Source organism: Vibrio sp. SCSIO 43140, from assembly GCF_023716585.1.
Classification (GTDB): domain Bacteria; phylum Pseudomonadota; class Gammaproteobacteria; order Enterobacterales; family Vibrionaceae; genus Vibrio; species Vibrio maritimus_B.
Window position 1 is genome coordinate 2,524,062 of record NZ_CP071850.1, and the last position, 20,512, is coordinate 2,544,573.

At 46.0% G+C, this 20,512-nt stretch carries 17 protein-coding genes and 5 tRNA genes; 12 read left to right on the plus strand and 10 right to left on the minus strand.

Annotated features, from left to right (window positions below):
* The first annotated feature begins 146 nt into the window (after positions 1-146).
* The 6 genes from J4N45_RS12195 to J4N45_RS12220 all read left to right on the plus strand — a co-directional run bounded on the left by J4N45_RS12195 (position 147) and on the right by J4N45_RS12220 (position 6,923).
* Entirely contained in the window at positions 147-1,778 is a 1,632-nt protein-coding gene (locus J4N45_RS12195; RefSeq protein ID WP_252011604.1) for an ABC transporter substrate-binding protein, read from the plus strand.
* Between the two features lie 99 nt (positions 1,779-1,877).
* The gene (gene oppB / locus J4N45_RS12200) at positions 1,878-2,798 is read left to right on the plus strand and encodes an oligopeptide ABC transporter permease OppB (protein ID WP_042478541.1); all 921 of its coding nucleotides are present in this window, start codon (positions 1,878-1,880) and stop codon (positions 2,796-2,798) included.
* A gap of 15 nt (positions 2,799-2,813) precedes the next feature.
* The gene (gene oppC, locus J4N45_RS12205; RefSeq protein WP_042478564.1) at positions 2,814-3,716 is read left to right on the plus strand and encodes an oligopeptide ABC transporter permease OppC; all 903 of its coding nucleotides are present in this window, start codon (positions 2,814-2,816) and stop codon (positions 3,714-3,716) included.
* A gap of 19 nt (positions 3,717-3,735) precedes the next feature.
* Positions 3,736-4,707, plus strand: a complete 972-nt coding sequence (locus J4N45_RS12210) for an ABC transporter ATP-binding protein (protein WP_042478544.1) — start codon at positions 3,736-3,738, stop codon at positions 4,705-4,707.
* Positions 4,708-4,712: 5 nt separating this feature from the next.
* On the plus strand, positions 4,713-5,705 hold the full coding sequence (gene oppF, locus J4N45_RS12215; protein ID WP_042478566.1) for a murein tripeptide/oligopeptide ABC transporter ATP binding protein OppF: 993 nt from the start codon (positions 4,713-4,715) through the stop codon (positions 5,703-5,705).
* Between the two features lie 267 nt (positions 5,706-5,972).
* Positions 5,973-6,923, plus strand: a complete 951-nt coding sequence (locus J4N45_RS12220; RefSeq protein ID WP_234495461.1) for a glutathione S-transferase family protein — start codon at positions 5,973-5,975, stop codon at positions 6,921-6,923.
* Between the two features lie 94 nt (positions 6,924-7,017).
* On the opposite strand, the gene J4N45_RS12225 is transcribed toward J4N45_RS12220, so the two are convergent.
* The 5 genes from J4N45_RS12225 to J4N45_RS12245 form a co-directional block, all read right to left on the minus strand.
* Positions 7,018-7,102 (minus strand) — tRNA-Tyr (locus J4N45_RS12225).
* A gap of 79 nt (positions 7,103-7,181) precedes the next feature.
* A tRNA-Tyr gene (locus J4N45_RS12230) sits at positions 7,182-7,266 on the minus strand.
* Between the two features lie 79 nt (positions 7,267-7,345).
* A tRNA-Tyr gene (locus J4N45_RS12235) sits at positions 7,346-7,430 on the minus strand.
* 78 nt (positions 7,431-7,508) lie between these two features.
* Positions 7,509-7,593: transfer RNA gene (locus J4N45_RS12240), tRNA-Tyr, on the minus strand.
* Positions 7,594-7,672: 79 nt separating this feature from the next.
* Positions 7,673-7,757, minus strand: a tRNA-Tyr gene (locus J4N45_RS12245).
* Between the two features lie 320 nt (positions 7,758-8,077).
* Between J4N45_RS12245 and J4N45_RS12250 the strand changes: the two genes are divergently transcribed.
* From J4N45_RS12250 to J4N45_RS12260, 3 genes are all read left to right on the plus strand, one after another.
* Positions 8,078-9,169, plus strand: a complete 1,092-nt coding sequence (locus J4N45_RS12250; RefSeq protein ID WP_252011605.1) for an efflux RND transporter periplasmic adaptor subunit — start codon at positions 8,078-8,080, stop codon at positions 9,167-9,169.
* Entirely contained in the window at positions 9,169-12,297 is a 3,129-nt protein-coding gene (gene vexH / locus J4N45_RS12255; RefSeq protein ID WP_252011606.1) for a vibriobactin export RND transporter permease subunit VexH, read from the plus strand. Before J4N45_RS12250 ends, vexH begins: the two co-directional genes overlap by 1 nt.
* A gap of 100 nt (positions 12,298-12,397) precedes the next feature.
* A complete protein-coding gene (locus J4N45_RS12260) occupies positions 12,398-12,718 on the plus strand; it encodes a DUF1244 domain-containing protein (protein ID WP_042476594.1) in 321 nt (106 codons plus the stop codon).
* A 93-nt stretch (positions 12,719-12,811) separates the two neighbouring features.
* Here J4N45_RS12260 and J4N45_RS12265 read toward each other — a convergent pair whose 3' ends face one another.
* Complete coding sequence (locus tag J4N45_RS12265) at positions 12,812-14,137, minus strand: Na+/H+ antiporter family protein (protein ID WP_234495464.1); 1,326 nt, start codon at positions 14,135-14,137, stop codon at positions 12,812-12,814.
* A gap of 25 nt (positions 14,138-14,162) precedes the next feature.
* Positions 14,163-14,813 carry a ribonuclease T gene (gene rnt, locus J4N45_RS12270; RefSeq protein ID WP_128648628.1) on the minus strand — a complete coding sequence of 217 codons (651 nt, stop codon included), beginning with the start codon at positions 14,811-14,813 and terminating at the stop codon, positions 14,163-14,165.
* A gap of 262 nt (positions 14,814-15,075) precedes the next feature.
* Between rnt and motY the strand changes: the two genes are divergently transcribed.
* Positions 15,076-15,960, plus strand: a complete 885-nt coding sequence (motY, locus tag J4N45_RS12275; RefSeq protein ID WP_042476599.1) for a flagellar protein MotY — start codon at positions 15,076-15,078, stop codon at positions 15,958-15,960.
* A 290-nt stretch (positions 15,961-16,250) separates the two neighbouring features.
* On the opposite strand, the gene J4N45_RS12280 is transcribed toward motY, so the two are convergent.
* Positions 16,251-16,616 (minus strand): DUF4345 family protein, encoded by a 366-nt coding sequence (locus J4N45_RS12280; RefSeq protein ID WP_252011607.1) that lies wholly within the window; start codon positions 16,614-16,616, stop codon positions 16,251-16,253.
* Between the two features lie 44 nt (positions 16,617-16,660).
* Positions 16,661-17,551, minus strand: a complete 891-nt coding sequence (locus J4N45_RS12285; protein WP_252011608.1) for an oxidoreductase — start codon at positions 17,549-17,551, stop codon at positions 16,661-16,663.
* A 291-nt stretch (positions 17,552-17,842) separates the two neighbouring features.
* Between J4N45_RS12285 and J4N45_RS12290 the strand changes: the two genes are divergently transcribed.
* Positions 17,843-18,760 (plus strand): helix-turn-helix domain-containing protein, encoded by a 918-nt coding sequence (locus tag J4N45_RS12290; RefSeq protein WP_252011609.1) that lies wholly within the window; start codon positions 17,843-17,845, stop codon positions 18,758-18,760.
* Positions 18,761-19,296: 536 nt separating this feature from the next.
* The gene (locus tag J4N45_RS12295) at positions 19,297-19,995 is read left to right on the plus strand and encodes a toxin-antitoxin system YwqK family antitoxin (protein WP_234495468.1); all 699 of its coding nucleotides are present in this window, start codon (positions 19,297-19,299) and stop codon (positions 19,993-19,995) included.
* A gap of 86 nt (positions 19,996-20,081) precedes the next feature.
* Here the strand turns inward: J4N45_RS12295 and gloA are convergent, their stop codons facing one another.
* The gene (gene gloA, locus J4N45_RS12300) at positions 20,082-20,498 is read right to left on the minus strand and encodes a lactoylglutathione lyase (protein ID WP_042476622.1); all 417 of its coding nucleotides are present in this window, start codon (positions 20,496-20,498) and stop codon (positions 20,082-20,084) included.
* Positions 20,499-20,512 lie beyond the last annotated feature (14 nt).

Below are 20,512 nucleotides of genomic sequence, written 5' to 3' on the forward strand. Positions count from 1 at the left end.
TGAAGATTGGTAATGTGGTCCGCAATCTTTGTATGGATTTAGAATTTTGTGCTCATTTTTTGAGCTAAATAATTCTAAAATGCTGGCCGTTCTAGCAATCCTACAAAGAAGTCATGGATGCAATAATAAAACTTGGAGTTAAATACATGTACAAGAATAAGATCACGCAAGCCCTTCTTCTAGGTGCTGGCATGGCAGTGGCTGCCACTTCTTTTTCTACTCTTGCCGCAGATGTTCCAGCTGGCACGAAACTAGCAGAAAAACAAGAGCTTGTTCGTGGTAACGGTACCGAGGTAGCAACACTCGATCCGCACAAATCTCAAGGTGTTCCTGAGTCTCACGTAATTCGTGATCTTCTTGAAGGCCTAGTAAACCAAGATGCAAACGGCAAAACCATCCCTGGTGTTGCGACTTCTTGGGAAACCGAAGACAACCAAACCTTTACTTTCCACCTACGCAAAGACGCAAAATGGTCTAACGGCGACCCTGTAACTGCAAACGACTTCGTTTACAGCTTCCAGCGCGCGGTTGATCCAGCGACAGCTTCTCCATACGCTTGGTACATGGAATACACCAAGATGGCGAACGCAAAAGACATCGTTGCTGGTAAAAAAGACAAGAGCGAGCTAGGTGTTAAAGCGGTTGACGACTACACACTAGAAGTAACACTAGACACAGCGGTTCCTTACTTCGTAATGATGATGGGCCACACAACTGTGAAGCCTGTTCACAAAGCGACGGTAGAGAAGTTCGGTGATCAGTGGACTAAACCAGAAAACTTCGTTGGTAACGGTGCATTCGTTCCTAACAAGTGGGTAGTGAACGAGCGTCTAGAGCTAGTTCGTAACGCAAACTACTGGGATAACGACTCAACAGTTCTTAACAAGGTAACTTTCCTACCTATCGAGAACCAAGTTGCAGAAATGAACCGTTTCCTTTCTGGCGAGCTAGACTTCACATACGAAGTTCCTAACGAGCACTTCCGTCGTCTACAGAAAGATTACGCTGAAGATGTAAACATCAAGGGTAACCTGTGTACGTACTACTACCAGTTCAACGCACAGAAAGCACCTTTCAACGATGTTCGCGTTCGTAAAGCAATGTCTTACGCAATGGACCGCGATATCGTAACTAAAGCGATTCTAGGCCAAGGCCAGAAGCCAGCTTACTTCCTAACTCCAGAGATCACTGCAGGCTTCGACCCTGTAACTCCAGAGTACGGTCAAATGTCTCAAAAAGAGCGTATTGCTGAAGCGAAACGTCTTCTTGAAGAAGCTGGTTACACGAAGAGCAACCCTCTAGAATTCGACCTACTTTACAACACATCTGAAAACCACAAGAAGATTGCTGTAGCAATCGCGTCTATGTGGAAGAAAGAGCTAGGCATCAATGCGAAGCTTGAAAACCAAGAGTGGAAATCTTACCTAGACAGCAAAGACAGCGGCGATTTTGACGTTGCACGTGCTGGCTGGTGTGGTGACTACAACGAAGCGTCTTCATTCCTAACATTGATGGTAAGTCAGAACACGACTGCGGGTCAGCACTACAAGAGCGCTGAGTACGACAAAGTTATCGATAAAGCACTGCACTCTACTTCAGAAGAAGAGCGTACAGCACTTTACATCGAAGCTGAGAAAATCCTAGCGAAAGATATGCCAATCGCGCCTATCTATCAGTACGTTACAACACGTCTTGTATCTCCACAGCTTGGTGGTTACCCAGAAGGTAACGCAGAAGATAAGATCTACTCAAAAGATCTCTACATCAAAGCTAAGTAATTCTATATAAAAAAAATAACGAACTAAGACACTGTGTGTGCATTTAGCACACGCAGCGTCTTCTTATTATTAATTGTCACAGACTGGATGGATGAGTTTATGATTAAATTCATACTTAAACGGATATTTGAAGCAATACCGACACTGTTGGTATTGATTACTGTCTCATTTTTCTTGATGCGTTTCGCACCAGGTAACCCTTTTTCAAGTGAGCGCCCACTTCCACCGGAAGTTATGGCGAACATCGAAGCAAAATATGGCTTAGATAAGCCAGTGTTTGAGCAGTACACCACGTACCTCACAAACATCATTCAAGGCGACTTCGGGCCTTCATTTAAATATCAAGATTACACGGTAAACGAGCTTATTTCTGTAGCATTACCGGTATCAGCTAAAGTAGGTCTGATCGCCTTTATCTTTACCGTCATTATGGGTGTCACGGTCGGTACGATTGCCGCCTTAAGGCAGAATACATGGCTCGACTATACGATTATGTCGACCGCCATGCTCGGGGTCGTTATGCCCTCGTTTGTACTGGCACCAGCTCTAATTTATCTATTCTCTTTGCACTGGAATCTTTTCCCTGCTGGTGGTTGGCATGACGGCGGCTTCCAATACATCGTGTTGCCAGTAATTGCTATGTCATTGCTGTATGTCGCAACGTTTGCGCGTATCACTCGCGGTAGCATGATTGAAACATTGAACAGTAACTTTATCCGTACTGCTCGAGCGAAAGGCTTGAGCTACAGATACATTGTTCTTAAACACGCGTTGAAGCCTGCTTTGCTGCCGGTTGTTTCATACATGGGGCCAGCGTTCGTTGGTATCATTACTGGTTCGGTGGTTGTTGAAACTATCTTCGGTCTACCGGGTATCGGTAAGCTGTTCGTGAATGCGGCATTTAACCGTGACTATTCGTTAGTAATGGGTGTGACCATTCTTATTGGTTTCCTATTCATTCTATTTAACGCCATCGTAGATATTCTACTTGCGATGATCGACCCGAAAATTCGTTACTAAGGGAGAGTGGTAATGATGCTAACGAAAAAAGAAAACTTAGAAGCGGTAGAGAAGTTTTCAGAGAACCTAGAAATTGAAGGTCGTAGTTTGTGGCAAGACGCGCGCATCCGCTTTATGCGCAACAAAGCTGCGATGGTCAGTTTGTTTATCCTGTTTGTTATGACGATGGCAGTTATCTTTCTGCCAATGATCGCACCATACACGTACGATGACACGGATTGGTACGCGATGCATGCCGCGCCAAGTGCTGAGCACTGGTTCGGTACTGATAGTCTCGGGCGTGACCTATATGTTCGTACCCTTATCGGTGGTCGAATCTCGCTAATGGTTGGTGTACTTGGTGCCTTTGTTGCAGTACTGATTGGTACGCTTTACGGCGCAGCATCTGGCTTTATTGGCGGTAAAGTTGACCGCATTATGATGCGTATCCTAGAGATCCTATACGCAGTACCATTCATGTTCCTAGTCATCGTACTAGTAACCTTCTTTGGTCGTAACATTGTACTTATCTTTGTCGCTATCGGTGCGATTGCATGGCTGGACATGGCGCGTATTGTACGTGGTCAAACGCTTAGCTTGCGCAGCAAAGAGTTTATTGAAGCGGCACACGTATCGGGTGTAAGCACATGGCGAATTATTACGCGTCACATTGTTCCTAACGTACTCGGTATCGTAGCGGTTTACTCGACGCTTCTTATTCCAAGCATGATCCTAACGGAATCATTCTTGTCATTCCTTGGTCTTGGTGTTCAAGAGCCAATGACGAGCTGGGGTGCGCTTCTTCAAGAAGGCTCACAAACGATGGAAGTAGCCATTTGGCAGCTAACTTACCCAGCAATCTTCATGGTGGTAACGCTATTCTGCTTTAACTATGTGGGCGACGGTCTTCGTGACGCGTTGGATCCAAAAGACAGATAATAACGATTAAGGAAGTACAATGAGCTTATTAGATGTAAAAGATCTGCGTGTCGAATTTAAAACGCAGGACGGTATTGTAACCGCAGTTAACGACCTAAACTTTTCACTGAACCAAGGCGAAACGCTAGGTATCGTAGGTGAGTCAGGTTCAGGTAAATCTCAGACTGTATTCTCAATCATGGGTTTGCTAGCGAAAAACGGTATTGTATCGGGCAGCGCTCAGTTTGAAGGTCGTGAGATCCTTAACCTACCTGAGAAAGAGCTGAACAAAGTTCGTGCTGAGCAGATTGCGATGATCTTCCAGGATCCAATGACCTCACTTAACCCTTACATGAAGGTGAGTGATCAGCTAATGGAAGTACTCATGCTGCACAAAGGCATGGGCAAAGCGGAAGCATTCGAAGAATCTGTTCGCATGCTAGAAGCGGTTAAGATTCCTGAAGCACGTAAGCGTATTACCATGTATCCGCATGAGTTTTCAGGCGGTATGCGTCAGCGTGTAATGATTGCGATGGCACTACTTTGTCGTCCAAAACTTCTGATTGCCGATGAGCCGACAACGGCACTCGACGTAACCGTTCAGGCACAGATCATGGATCTTCTGAACGAACTAAAAACCGAGTTCAATACAGCAATCATTATGATTACCCACGATTTGGGCGTGGTGGCTGGTTCTTGTGACAAAGTACTTGTGATGTATGCTGGTCGTACTATGGAGTACGGTACCGTTGACGAGATCTTCTACAACCCAAGTCACCCGTATGCAGAGGGTCTGCTAAAGGCAATCCCTCGTTTGGATACCGAAGGTGAAATCCTGCCTACGATTCCAGGCAACCCACCTAACTTGCTACGTCTGCCACCAGGCTGTCCTTACCAAGAGCGTTGCCACCGTGCAACACCTCAGTGCAGCGTGGAAGCACCAAAGCTAGAGAACTTTGGTCAAGGTCGTCAACGTGCGTGTTTTTCTGATTGGGAGGCTTGGGCCAAATGAATGCAATGACAAATAACAAAGAACTTCTTTTAGACGTTAAAGACCTTAAGGTTCACTTTAGCATTGCTTCTAAGTCCGCATGGCCTTGGAGCAAGCCTTCTAACCTAAAAGCTGTCGACGGTGTTAACGTACGTTTATACGAAGGCGAGACACTGGGCGTTGTAGGTGAGTCTGGTTGTGGTAAATCTACGTTTGCTCGTGCCATCATTGGCCTTGTAGAAGCGACGGACGGCGAAGTAATGTGGCTTGGTCAAGATCTGACTAAGATGCAAGCGGTTCAGCGTCGTAATACGCGTAAAGAAATCCAAATGATTTTCCAGGATCCTTTGGCGTCGCTTAACCCGCGTATGACAGTGGGCGACATCATCGCAGAGCCTCTAGAGACCTTCTATCCAGAACTCTCTAAGCAAGAAGTAAAGGATCGCGTTAAGGAAATGATGGCTAAGGTAGGTCTATTACCAAACGTTATCAACCGTTACCCTCACGAATTCTCGGGTGGTCAGTGTCAGCGTATCGGTATTGCTCGTGCACTTATCCTAAAGCCTAAGATGATCATCTGTGATGAACCAGTATCAGCACTAGACGTATCGATTCAGGCTCAGGTTGTTAACCTTCTTAAAGAGCTACAAAAAGAGTTAGGTTTGAGCTTGGTTTTCATTGCCCACGATTTGTCGGTAGTAAAACACATCTCTGATCGGGTATTGGTTATGTACCTAGGTAACGCCGTTGAACTTGGTGAAGCCGAGGCACTGTTTGCTGACCCGAAACACCCGTATACACGAGCGTTGATGTCTGCAGTACCAATCCCAGATCCAAAGATTGAGCGCTCAAAGACGATTCAAATGCTTGAGGGTGATTTGCCTTCACCAATTAACCCACCATCGGGTTGTGTGTTCCGCACGCGCTGTCCACAAGCGACAGAGCAGTGCGCACAACAAAAACCAACAATACAGGGAACGGACGTACACGCAGTGTCGTGCCTAAACGTTAGCGTTTAGTGTATCCCAGTAATCGAATAGCAAGGAAAGCCCTAACGGTATGTGTGAGCTGTTAGGGCCGCTATTTTCAGCCTGTGACGGGCCTAAGCGCGACGAGTAAGTTTAGTCGCGCTTTTTTTGTATCTGTCATCCCGCAAGTTATTTATTTTCTTGTCACGCTGCCTGTTATTCAAAGATTTTGAACGACATAGTTAAAGGCACCCACTGAAGTTTGTAACCTTTCCGCTCTATACTTTTTTCATCAAAATCATAACGAGGAAGAAAGTCATGGGTAAATTAGTGGATGGTGTTTGGCATGATGTTTGGTATGACACCAAATCCTCTGGTGGCAAGTTCGTGCGCGAAGACGCAGGATTTCGCAACTGGGTTGAGAACCGAGCAGACGCGGAGTTCCAACCAGAGTCGGGCCGTTACCACCTATATGTATCCCTCGCTTGCCCTTGGGCACACAGAACCTTGATATTCCGATCTCTAAAAGGATTGGAGGAACACATCGATGTGACTGTCGTATGCCCAGATATGCTATCTGAAGGTTGGACTTTTGGTTTGCCAGAGCCGCTTTTTGGCTTTACCAAGCTTCACCAGATTTACACTCAAGCTAAATCGGACTACACCGGCCGTGTGACTGTTCCGGTGCTTTGGGATAAGAAAACCAATACGATTGTTAGCAACGAATCGTCTGAAATCATTCGCATGTTTAACACGGCGTTCAATGACCTTACTGGAAATCATGACGACTATTATCCAGACTCACTTCGCGCGGGAATTGATCAGTGGAATGAGTTCGTTTATCCAAACATTAACAATGGTGTCTATCGCTGCGGCTTTGCTACCACACAAGAAGCCTATGAAGACGCGTTCCACGGTTTGTTTGACGCCTTGGACAAGGTCGAGGCACACCTAGCTACATCGCGCTATCTAGTGGGTGATACTCTAACAGAGGCTGATTGGCGCTTGTTTACCACGCTAGTGAGATTTGATGCGGTTTACGTAGGGCATTTCAAATGCAATAAAAAGCGCATTGCCGATTACCCAAATATTCAAGGGTATCTGAAGGAGCTGTATCAAGTAGAAGGTGTTAGCGCAACGACGGATCTTTATCACATCAAGAGACACTACTACTTCAGCCATACGGGTATAAATCCAACACAAGTCGTGCCATTAGGACCTGAACTTGACCTTGATTCACCTCACGGACGTGAATCGATTGGTGGCTGAGAAGTGATTGAGAGACCATCATGAGAGACAGTAACTAGCGACAGATGGCCAGAAACGAAAAAACCGACTCGGATGAGTCGGTTTTTCTTTTGTATGGTGGGGGGGGACGGATTCGAACCATCGAAGGCAGTGCCGGCAGATTTACAGTCTGCTCCCTTTGGCCACTCGGGAACCCCCCCAGGGGTTTTTATACTTGGTCGATGTTTTCCCAACGCGTCGATTCAAGTTGGCTAGCTGATATCACCAACTAACAAAATGTGGTGGGGGGGGACGGATTCGAACCATCGAAGGCAGTGCCGGCAGATTTACAGTCTGCTCCCTTTGGCCACTCGGGAACCCCCCCAGGGGTTTTTATACTTGGTCGATGTTTTCCCAACGCGTCGATTCAAGTTGGTTAGCTGACATCATCAACTAACAAAATGTGGTGGGGGGGGACGGATTCGAACCATCGAAGGCAGTGCCGGCAGATTTACAGTCTGCTCCCTTTGGCCACTCGGGAACCCCCCCAGGGGTTTTATACTTGGTCGATGTTTTCCCAACGCGTCGATTCAAGTTAGCTAGCTGAAATCGTCAACTAACAAAATGTGGTGGGGGGGGACGGATTCGAACCATCGAAGGCAGTGCCGGCAGATTTACAGTCTGCTCCCTTTGGCCACTCGGGAACCCCCCCAGGGGTTTTTATACTTGGTCGATGTTTTCCCAACGCGTCGATTCAAGTTGGTTAGCTGACATCATCAACTAACAAAATGTGGTGGGGGGGGACGGATTCGAACCATCGAAGGCAGTGCCGGCAGATTTACAGTCTGCTCCCTTTGGCCACTCGGGAACCCCCCCAGGGTTTTATACTTGTTTGATGTTTTCCCAACGCATCACTCAAGTTCGGAGCGCATCATAACAAACTGCGTATGGCTGTAAACCCTTTTTTGCTGATTTTGAACTGAATGGTGCCTTTTTGGGCAGAGACGGCTAAAAAGCGTGTTTTTAGTCATTATTATTTATACAGCAGCGAGTTATATTGGTTCTACGCCAACACGGGTACAAAAGATTAGCCACAATTGTAAATAGATTAGGGCGTTAAGATTTACACTTCTTGACGTTATAGGGCGTATAACTCGCTAGAATAACCATAGTTTTTACACTAAAAGACACACACAATGAAAAATAAAACCATAATGGGTTTGCTGGCACTGTCTATTCTCTGTGTTTCACCAGCAACCCTAGCCAAAGGAAAGGCTGGCGCGAGGGCGGTTTCAGTCGTGACTGAGCAAGTCGCCATTCATCAAGTTTCCCAGTCACTGTCTCTTGTTGGCAAATTAGAAGCTGACGAATCCGTGATTATCTCTTCTGAAGTCAATGGCATTGTCGACCGCATTCAAGTTACGGCAAACCAAACCGTTGAAAAGGGACAGCTCCTGGTCCAATTGAACGACGACAAAGCGCTGGCGGCGGTTGCAGAAGCAAAAGCTTACGTCCGCGACCAAAAACGTATCCTCGCAGAGTTTCAACGCCTAGTTGATCGCAACGCGATTACCAAAACAGAAATCGATGCTCAAAAGGCTGCTGTTGATATTGGTAACGCACGTCTAGATGCAGCTAATGCCAACCTTAACGACTTATATATAGAAGCCCCTTTTGCTGGCACTGTGGGTCTTATTGATTTCAGTCGCGGTAAGCTAGTGAGTGTAGGTACTGAATTGCTGACACTCGATGATCTATCAACGATGCAGCTCGATCTGCAAGTCCCTGAAAGTTATCTTCCAATGCTCGAAAGGGGCATGGATGTTACCGCGCTTACTGCGGCATGGGGCTCCCGAGTATTCTCAGGTAAGGTCGTAGCTATAGATACTCGCGTGAATCAAGAAACCCTCAACCTGCGTGTTCGTATTCATTTTGAAAACGAAGACCGTCGCTTAAAGCCAGGCATGCTCGCACAAGCTCGCATGGAATTTCCACCAATTGAAGCGCCAATTATCCCTGTTCAAGCATTGGAATATTCAGGCACCAAGCGCTACGTGTATGTTGTCGACGACAACAATAAAGCCCATCGTACAGAAGTCTTCCTCGGTGCTCGCGTAGGTAACCAGGTTGTGATTGAGAAAGGTATCGAGATTGGCCAGCGTATTGTGGTGCAGGGCATTGTTAACATGCGCGATGGGGTGTCAGTCTCCGAAGTCAACGCGAATGGAGAGCCAAGTGCTGCTCGCATGCAAGGCGACAAAAAGCCAACGGATAAGGAAGCCAGCTAATGTTGTTATCTGATGTTTCCGTTAAACGTCCGGTAGCGGCTATCGTTCTGAGCTTGCTGCTCTGTGTATTCGGTATCGTGTCGTTTAGCAAGCTCGCCGTGCGTGAGATGCCGGATATCGAGAATCCTGTTGTCTCTATCTCTACTCGTTATGAAGGGGCGTCAGCCACTATTATCGAGAGCCAGATAACGTCGGTTATCGAAGACCAGTTATCAGGCATAAGCGGTATCGACGAGATCGAGTCGACAACACGTAATAGCATGTCTCGAATTACTGTGACGTTTGAGCTTGGCTATGACTTGAATACCGGCGTCAGTGATGTTCGTGATGCGGTAGCAAGAGCTCAGCGCTCACTGCCAGATGAAGCTGATGATCCACTGGTGTTTAAGAACAACGGTAGTGGCGAGGCATCGCTTTACATCAACCTCAGTTCTTCAGAAATGGACCGCACTCAGTTAACCGATTATATCAATCGTGTGCTGGTGGACCGCTTTAGTTTGATATCCGGAGTGAGCTCGGTTGATATCTCCGGCGGCCTGTATCAGGTTATGTACGTCAAACTTAAACCAGCCTTCATGGCGGGCCGTGGAGTGACAACGTCTGATATCACTGCAGCACTGAGAAGTGAGAACATTGAGAGTCCGGGTGGTGAAGTTCGTAACGATGCAACCGTTATGTCGGTACGTACTGCGCGTGCTTATAGCACTCCTGTTGACTTTGAGTATCTCGTGGTTAAGCGAGCAAGCGATAATACGCCTATCTATCTTAAAGACGTAGCTGACGTCTATGTGGGTGCCGAAAACGAAAACTCAACGTTCAAAAGCGATGGTGTCGTTAACGTGAGTATGGGTATCGTGCCACAATCTGATGCCAACCCACTGGAAGTTGCAGACCTAGTCCACAAAGAAGTTGAGCGCATGCAGCAGTTCCTTCCTGACGGGACTCGCTTGGCGATCGACTACGATTCTACCGTTTTCATCGATCGCTCGATTTCTGAGGTATACAACACCCTGTTTATCACAGGTGGATTGGTCATCCTGGTGCTCTACATCTTTATTGGTCAAGCGCGAGCGACGCTTATCCCCGCTGTTACAGTACCTGTATCTCTGATTTCATCGTTTATTGCAGCGTATTTCTTTGGCTTCTCCATTAACCTCATCACGCTAATGGCACTTATCTTGTCAATTGGCTTGGTGGTTGATGACGCCATTGTGGTTGTGGAGAACATCTTCCACCACATCGAGCGTGGCGAGTCACCGCTACTAGCTGCCTATAAAGGGACAAGAGAAGTCGGCTTCGCCGTTATCGCAACCACGCTAGTACTCGTCATGGTGTTCCTACCGATCTCCTTTATGGACGGTATGATTGGACTACTGTTCACCGAGTTCTCAGTTCTGCTTGCTATGTCGGTCATCTTCTCGTCCTTGATAGCGCTGACCCTAACGCCAGTACTTGGCAGTACTATCTTGAGAGCGAATGTAAAACCAAACCGCTTTACTCAAGCGATAGACCGCGGTTTTAGAAAGCTAGAGCGTGGCTATAAGGCGGCGCTTGCTAAAGCCCTTAAGCTGAGATGGGTTGCCCCAATTGTTATTATCGCGTGTGTCGGCGGCAGCTTTCAGTTAATGCAGCACGTGCCAGCGCAGCTCACGCCATCAGAAGACCGAGGTGTTATCTTTGCCTTTGTCCGTGGTGCGGACGCGACCAGTTACAACCGCATGGCGGCCAATATGGACATCGTCGAAGATCGTCTGATGCCTTTGCTTGGTCAAGGATTCTTGAAGTCATTCAGTATCCAATCTCCGGCATTTGGCGGTAACGCGGGTGACCAAACTGGCTTTGTCATCATGATTTTGGAAGACTGGAACGATCGTGACGTTACCGCGTCGGAAGCATTGGGAGAAGCTCGTAAAGCGTTGGCGGGTATCGCCGATGTTCGAGTGTATCCGTTTATGCCAGGTTTCAGAGGCGGCTCCAGTGAACCAGTCCAGTTTGTTATCGGTGGCTCAGACTACTCAGAACTTCAAACTTGGGCAGATAAGCTAGAGCAAGCCGCAGAAGAATCGCCGTTTATGGAAGGGGCGAGCACTAACTATTCAGAGAAAACGCCGGAACTTGTGGTTACCATTGATCGCGAACGAGCTGCTGAGCTGGGTATTAGTGTTGCTGACATCTCAGACACCCTAGAAATCATGTTAGGCGGTAAGAGTGAGACAACCTACGTTGAGCGCGGTGAAGAGTACGATGTGTATATTCGTGGCGACGAGAACAGCTTTAACAATGCAGCTGACCTCAGTCAAATCTACATGAGAACTCAATCGGGTGAGCTGGTGACTTTGGATGCGGTGACCTCAATTGAGGAAGTGGCTTCGTCTATTCGCCTGTCTCACTACAACAAGCAAAAGGCTATCACTATTAAGGCGAACTTATCTGATGGCTATACCTTGGGTGAGGCGTTGGACTTCCTTGACCAACAAGCGATAGAGATGCTACCTGGAGATATTTCTGTAAGCTACGCCGGCGAGTCGAAAGACTTTAAAGAGAACCAATCAAGTATCTTAGTGGTGTTTGGTTTGGCTCTGCTGGTGGCTTATCTAGTACTGGCGGCCCAGTTCGAAAGCTTTGTAAACCCACTGGTAGTAATGTTTACGGTACCTATGGGGGTATTTGGTGGCTTCCTTGGCTTGGTGATCATGCAGCAAGGTCTGAACATCTATAGCCAAATTGGTATGATCATGTTGATCGGTATGGTAACCAAAAACGGTATCTTGATCGTCGAGTTCGCCAACCAACTCCGTGATAAGGGCATTGAATTTGAGAAAGCCATCATTGATGCCTCAGCTCGCCGTCTTCGTCCGATTATGATGACCGCGTTTACCACACTTGCCGGTGCGATTCCTTTGATTCTGTCGACAGGGGCTGGCTATGAAAGCCGCGTCGCGGTGGGTACAGTCATCTTCTTCGGAATGGCGTTTGCTACTCTGGTTACGCTGTTTGTGATTCCAGCGATGTATCGTCTGATTTCAGCGAGAACACAATCGCCAGGGCATGTAGAGGCAGAACTTAACAAAGCACTCAGTCATGATGTGAAAGCACGTAGCAGTCATGGTGAGTTGAGCGATGTCTAGCTAAACAAAACGTAGATAACAAATGCCCAGTTTCGACTGGGCATTTTTTTGTTTGTTGGTTAGGATGGAGATAGAAAAACCAACAATAAAGGAAAGTAGAGTGGCTGACTTCAAATACAAAGATCTCCCGCAAGACCAACAAGATAAGCTAGACGCAGCTGTATTTCGCCGCCTTCTTGCGCACTTAGATAGCAATAAGGACGTTCAAAACATCGACCTTATGATTCTGGCTGGCTTTTGTCGTAACTGCTTTAGTAAATGGTACAAAGCAGAAGCGGAAACCCAAGGTCTAGATTTAGATATCGATGACGCTCGTGAACGTGTCTATGGTATGACTTACGATGAGTGGAAAACGAACCACCAACCAAAGGCAACACCTGAACAGCTTGCCGCGTTCGAAGCGAGACAAGCGAAGAAGTAAGCGCTTGTTATCAGATACGAAAAAGGCTTGGTCAGTGACCAAGCCTTTTTGCTTTCTACGTATTTTAGCACGAGACTACGAGTCTTCGAACGACTACAGCACCATCGCTGCAATCCAACCAAACACGATAAGTGGAATGTTGTAGTGGATAAAGGTAGGAACCACCGTCTCCCAAATGTGCTCGTGTTGACCGTCTGCGTTCAGGCCTGAAGTTGGACCCAACGTTGAGTCAGAGGCTGGTGAACCCGCATCACCCAGCGCAGCAGCAGTACCGACAAGGGCAACGGTTGCCATTGGTGAGAAACCGAAAGCGATAGCAAGCGGTACATAGATAGTTGCAATGATTGGAATCGTAGAGAAAGAAGAACCGATACCCATAGTGACCAAAAGACCAACGACTAGCATTAGTAATGCCGCTAGCGGCTTGTTGTCACCAATGCTGGTAGATAGAGCTTCTACAAGAGATTCAACACCACCAGTTTGCTTCATTACCGCAGCAAAGCCCGCTGCAGAAATCATAATAAAGCCGATCATCGCCATCATGTGAACACCTTTAGTGAACACATCTTGCGTCTCTTTCCATGCAATCACGCCGCCAAAGGTAAAGACCATGAAGCCTGCAAGTGCACCGATAATCATTGAACCTGAAGTCAACTGAACGGCTAGTGCCGCTACGATACCAGCGATAGCAATAAAGATGTTCTTCTTGTTGATGTGAGAAGGTTCTTCATCGATTTGTGTCATCTCTGTTGCAGCATACTCACGCGGCTTACGGTAGCTAAAGAAGATAGCGAGAAGTAGACCTGTGATCATGCCTAGCGCAGGAAGTAGCATCGCCATAGGGACTTGAGATGCAGTTACCGACTCTAAACCGTTGTCGTGTAGGTTCTTAAGCAAGATATTGTTTAGGAAGATGCCACCAAAACCTACAGGCAGAACCATGTATGGCGTAACAAGACCAAAGGTCAACACACAAGCAACCAAACGACGATCAAGCTTGAGTTTCGCAAATACGCCTAGCAAAGGTGGAATCAAAATTGGGATAAAGGCGATATGCACAGGAATCACGTTCTGAGACGACATAGTCACAAGAATCAGCGCGACAAGAACCGCATACTTAAGACCAGTTGAGCCCGCAGAGCTCTCTTTGCCATGAATTCGCTTAATCACGCTTTGTGCAAGTAGGTCAGTAATACCAGACTTGGAAATGGCAACCGCGAAGGTACCTAGCATCGCGTAGCTCAGTGCGATAGTAGCACCGCCACCAAGCCCACCTTCAAAGGCGCTAACAGCATCGGTCAGTGACATACCAGAGACAACGCCACCAACGATGGCACTAAATGTTAACGCAACGACAACGTTAACGCGCATCAATGCCAGAACCAGCATGATGCAAACAGAAATAACGACAGGATTCATAATAATCTCTAAAAGTTGTGTTTGTTTATTCTTGGTTCTCGTCAACGACAGGCCAGCCACCAAGTGCTTTCCATTTGTTGACGATTCGGCAAAACAGCTCAGCCGTCTTTTGGGTGTCGTAAAGAGCCGAGTGGGCTTCCTTGTTATCGAACTCCATGCCTGCGACTTTACAAGCTTTTGCCAATACCGTTTGACCAAAGGCAAGACCACTTAATGTCGCGGTATCGAAGGTAGCAAACGGGTGGAAAGGTACGCGCTTAAGTTTGGCACGCTCATTCGCCGCACTAACAAAGCTATGATCAAAATTCGCATTATGTGCCACCATGATTGCGCGATTACAATCGTGTTGCTTTTGCTCCTTTCGAATCACTTTGTAGATCTCTTTCAGTGCCTCTTGTTCAGAAACCGCTCCACGCAGTGGGCTAAACGGGTCTCGAATACCGTTAAACTCCAACGCTTCCTTTTCTAGGTTAGCGCCTTCGAACGGTTCGATGTGATAGTGCATCACAGTGGCAGGTTGTAGGTTACCTTCTTCGTCCATCTTTAAAGTGATGGCACAGATTTCCAGTAACGCGTCAGTGCTAGCATTAAAACCTGCCGTTTCCACGTCGACAACAACGGGAAAATAACCACGGAATCGCTTTTTTAGTGTAAGAGCTTCGTTTTCTACAGACATGTTAGAGTTTTTTAATGTGACGAAGCGGGCATTATTGCAGATTCTTTCAGCATAAAAAACCAAACAACGCATTTAATTTCGGGCTTAATACCTCAACCATAGATACAGGTAATCGTTTGTATCTCATTCTTCATGACAAGTTAGTCAAAAACAGACGTTGATGTTGGCGGGATATTTGCAATGTACAAGATGGAGATCCATCTAAATGCATTAGCGGCAAGGATATGCCGCTGATGTTATTGCTATCGAGTTATCTATCTATATGAAATTAAACACTTTACTTGCCACGTTCTTGTTGCCTGCGTTAATCGCTCCTGTTGCCAATGCGGCAATTGAGAAGCGCTACGTGGCAACACCAACCCAGTCTCAATGGGAAATGGTAAGTAATACACCGTTGGAGTGCCGCCTTGTTCATCCGATCCCAAATTTTGGGGATGCGGAGTTTATTGCACGTGCGAGCAAAAAGATTAACCTCGACTTTGAACTGAAAATGCGCCGCGCAATGGGCGAAACACGCAATGTTAGCCTAGTATCCATGCCACCACCTTGGCGTCCAGGCGATAGTGCAGACCGCATCAGTAACCTACAGTTTTTCAAACAGTTTAATGGTTATGTCGGCGGACAAGCTGCATGGAGTATCTTGAGCGAGCTCGAAAAGGGACGTTATCCGACCTTTAGCTATCAAGACTGGCAGAGCCGTGATGAGCGTATCGAGGTGTCACTCTCGTCGGTATTGTTCCAAGGTAAATACAATGTATTTAGTGATTGTGTGGCTAATCTTCTGCCATATAGCTTTGAAGACATCTCGTTCACCATTCTTCACTATGACCGTAACAGCGAGCAGCTGAATAAAACCTCTCAGCATCGACTGCAACAGATCGCTGAGTATGTGAGATATAATCAAGATATCGACTTGGTGTTGGTGTCCACTTACACCGATTCGGGTGAAACAAAAAGTGAGAGTCAGCAGCTTTCAGAAAAGCGCGCAGTGATCCTTCAAGATTATTTCCACTCACTAGGATTACCAAAAGATCGAATTCAGGTGCAGGGCTACGGTAAACGCAGACCGATTGCGAGCAATGAATCCCCGATTGGAAAAGCGAAAAACCAGAGGGTGGTGATCTCGTTTGGGCGGACTGAGGTTTAGGGTCTGTTTGGCGTTGGAGTTTTGGAAACCAGTAGTTGTGAGGCTGCTGGTTTTTTTATTTTTTTTGAGTGGGTTAAAGCGGTGATTGGCTCGGCGGATTCGTTAATGCAGGTTTCAAATTAGTCGTCATTCCGCACTTGATGCGGAATCTACCTAAAGCGCGTGCTGAAAGTTAAAAGGGACGTTGCTAGTTGCTTATTTATGTTTAAATTACATTTAGACAGTTCTGTGTCAGTGATATTGCTAGTTTATAGATCAATTAATTAGTTTAGGTATGGAAAATCAACGGATTATACGTGTTGCTTCGCATACCAAATGCCAAAGCCAATGACCATTACTAGCTCAACAGCAACCCACATCCAATGTCTTGGTACGGAACCATCAAGGAAGATACCCATTACCCGCGAAATCAATGCCCCAAATGTTAATGTCATACCAAGTGCAGCAACAGTAAACAAATAAGGGGTAATTTGATGATGAAAAATGAGCAGCATGCCAGCCCCCATCAGAAAGCCCCAACGGACTCTTCTTTCAACAGCTTGGAAGGCATCCTCAGGGATGGATTTATTACTCACTAACTCGGGGTTATAGCTGAGTATCGCCCCTAGTAATAAAATGATAACACCCACCACCTGTAAAACTATTTTACTGTCCATAAATATCCTCAAACGTACTTAGCGCAATACTCCTGTATCGTCGTTTAGTATTTTATTCCTGTTAATTCTTCAGATAGCGTCCAAAGCTTTCGCGCAGCATCGACATCATGTGACTGCTTGCTTGATTCGACCTTTATGGGTGCGCCATGTAGTTCGAAGAAATCCTGCGGGCCGAAGAAATCACCCGAAGATGCACTTTCGTCTATTGCAGCTCGTAATGTTGGTAGTGCTCCCATTTCTTTACTCTGGCCGAAAAAGATATTTAAGAATTTCACTACACCTCGCTGGAGTTCCGATGTCGTCCAGCCCGGGTGAGCGGCTGTAACCATCGGGTTGTCACCTTCTGATTTAAGACGTCTTTTCAGATCATAGGCAAAGTAGAGATTCGCCAGTTTGCTATCTGCGTACGCAGTAAAATTACTGTATTTTCGCTTCTCCCAGTTCAAGTCATCCAAATCGATCTTTGAGGACTTATGTGCGCCAGCAGAAACGACCACCACACGGGAGTTTGGTGTTTTCTTGAGAGTCTCGAGTAAATGGCCGACCAATGCAAAGTGACCTAGATGATTCGTTCCCATTAGAATTTCAAATCCATCATCAGTCTTGGCATACGGGCACGCTACTCCTGCGTTGTTGATCAGTAAATCAAGCCTATCGAAAGTTGCTAAAAACTGTGAACTAAACGCTTGAATTGAGTGAAGACTGGAAAGGTCTAATTGCATAACCGAAACATCGGCATCTGGATAGTCCGCTCGAATTTCCGCTGCTACCTTCTCACCTTTTGATACATTTCTTACGGCAAGTATCACAGTTGATTGTTTTTGCGCTAGCACCCTCGCAGTTTCCTTGCCGATCCCGCTGGTTGATCCAGTCACAACTGAAATCCTTCCTTTTTGAGTAGGTATGTCGTCAGCACTCCAAGGTTTATTTGCCATGAACTTTATTCCTCATATTTTATGATGGTTTAGCTATTTCGAAACAATGCCTTTAACACAATGCGGTTAAATTCGAAGGCTTCATAATCGATAGAGCGATCTTAAGAGACATGGCCAAAAATAGCAGTGCACAAAACTGCAAGAGTTGTATACGAAATAACGAATCGAACCGCCCCGAAGTTTTGTATACACTTCACGTCAATTTGTGCACTGAACTTTTTACTCAACTAAACCATAATATGAATCAGAGCGAGGTAGATACCGCTAAAGGTTGCACGATGAGGTTAAACAATGAAAAACTTCCATTTTGATACCATTAAACAACTCAATGCTGTTCTCGGTATACGCCCACCAGAGCACCCTTTAGTTGATGTAATGAAACTAAATCCCAACAGTGATGACAATCAATTACTTAGCGGTGAGAGCATGTCACTTACCACTAGTTTCTACGCGATATCGTTCAAACACATCTCATCAGGCGAGGTCATGTACGGTCGCACCCAATACGACTGTTCAAGTGGAACAATGCTGTTTATTGCTCCCGGCCAAAAGCTCACTGCCAGCCGTATAATTATTGACTCAGTTGCTCGCACCATCTGCTTTCACCCCGATTATATCCGTGGTCACAAGCTGCAAGACGAACTTAAGCAATATCAATTTTTCAATTATTCGGTGAACGAGGCTTTACACCTTTCACCAAAAGAAGAGCAACATATGGTCGCGATGTTTGATGCGCTTGAGGCTGAAAACAACAACAGTTTAGATGCATTCAGTAAGGATCTTATCCTATCGCAAATTAGTACCTTGCTAATGTATGTCAACCGTTACTATCACCGCCAATTTTTAATGCGTAAAGAAGCTGACACCTCAGTATATGACCGATTTGCAGTACTTCTAGAAGCACGGTTAGACGCTGTAATTCAAGAATCTGCGTCAATCCCAGAGGTGGAAGTGTTAGCGCAAGGCATGAATATGACCAGTCGCTATCTAAGTGACGCCTTAAAAGCGGAAACAGGTAAAACAACCAAAGATTGGATTCATTATGCGCTGATTGAGAAATCAAAAGATCGCTTACTTTCAAGCAAGGATTCGGTGGCAACCATTGCTTACTCGCTTGGTTTTGAATACCCGCAATACTTTTCTAGGTTGTTCAAAAATAAAGTTGGTATGACGCCTTCAGAGTATCGAACTGAAAATATTCGTCACTAAGTAACATAGAATCCATTATTTTTTCTAATCGCTGACATATTGGCTGCCAACTTATAATGGGGCAAAAATGAGTTTTCTCAATGTAGGCAGTTTTGTATTGATATCTAGAAAACCACTTGAACACTGAAGATCAATACCCCCTCTAACTCCCCCTATGTTGCGTTGGTCAGCAAGGCAATGGGCTATGGTATTAAGGGGGAGAACAGTCTTTTGCGTTGGGGAGTCTGTGAAAACTTGAGAGTTAGGGATACTTGGGTGGTGGCAGTAAAAAGTTGGTCGTTAAAGCCCACTGTTTTCTTGGCTCAGTGAGGTGATTTTAGCTATTAACCTTTAAGGCCAGCACTAGCTTTATAGTTTTGAATCAACTCAACCTCTGTGCCTTCAGGCTCATTACCAAAGCTAAGTTAGTCTCTTATACACATCAAAGGTTCCTTTTTATTTTTGCAACAATACTAATCATGATTACCTCTTTGTTAATGATTTTCTCAATACTATTCTGACTGTGCCGACATAAGTTATGTATTTGAGGTAACAACATGAAGAGTTCGATTGCAATTATTGCAGGTGTTCTAACCTGTGCTTCCATCGGAGCTTACGCTACAGAAACGACGGTTGAAGACACCGGTAATACGGTAGATTATGTTCAAGTTCGAAATGGCGTTGCCTATCAGGTTAATGAGACAACGCCATTCACTGGCAGACTGACCAGAAAATATGATACTGGCCAAAACGCGCTGCAAGTGAAGTTTGCCAATGGTAAAGCCGTTGGTTCAGAAACTACGTGGTATCCCAATGGACAAGTCGCGTCCAGCATTAACTACCGAGAAGGTGTCGCTACCGGTGAATGGAAGCAATGGTATGATAACGGTCAGCTAAAAACGGATTCACACTACCAGAATGGCAAGCGCAGTGGGCACTACACTGAATGGGCTTACAATGGTCAAAAGGTAGTCGATGCCAATTACGACAAAGGTAAACTGCAAGGTCAGGTGTCGACTTGGTATGAAAACGGTCAGCCGCGAACGGAAGCCACTTATGATGGTGGGCAAAAAGATGGACCTGCTATTCAATATTACTCCAATGGTAACAAGGCCTACCAAGCTAATTATGAAGATGGCGCGATCAACAACGGCACCATTACACAGTACTCAATGGACGGTCAAAAAGCTTATGAGGTTACAGTGAAGAACAACAAGGTGGTCTCAGAACAGCATTGGTTTGACGGCAAGTCATAAACAGTTAGGGATGCTAGGGTAGAGAGAGTAAAAAGCCAGTGGTTATTTCCACTGGCTTTGTCGTTTGAGCTTTATGAAATCAGCACTTAACCTTCGAGACCAGCACTGGCTTCTTTGTTTTGAATTAGCTCAATCATATAGCCGTCTGGATCTTTAACGAAGGCGATTTGAGTGGTGCCACCTTTTACAGGACCAGGCTCGCGAGTGACGTTACCGCCAGCCGCTTTAATTGCATCACATGTGGTGTAGATGTCATCTACGCCGATAGCGATATGACCATAAGCACTGCCCAAGTCATATTCAGTGACGCCCCAGTTGTAGGTCAGCTCAATGACTGCACCTTCAGACTCGTCACCAAAGCCCAGAAAGGCTAGGGTGTATTTGTATTCGGTATTTTCATTTTTACGCAGCAATTTCATACCAATGACGTCGGTATAAAACGAGATAGACTTATCTAAATCACCTACGCGTAGCATAGTGTGAAGGATACGACCGTTAGACATAACATTGCTCCCTT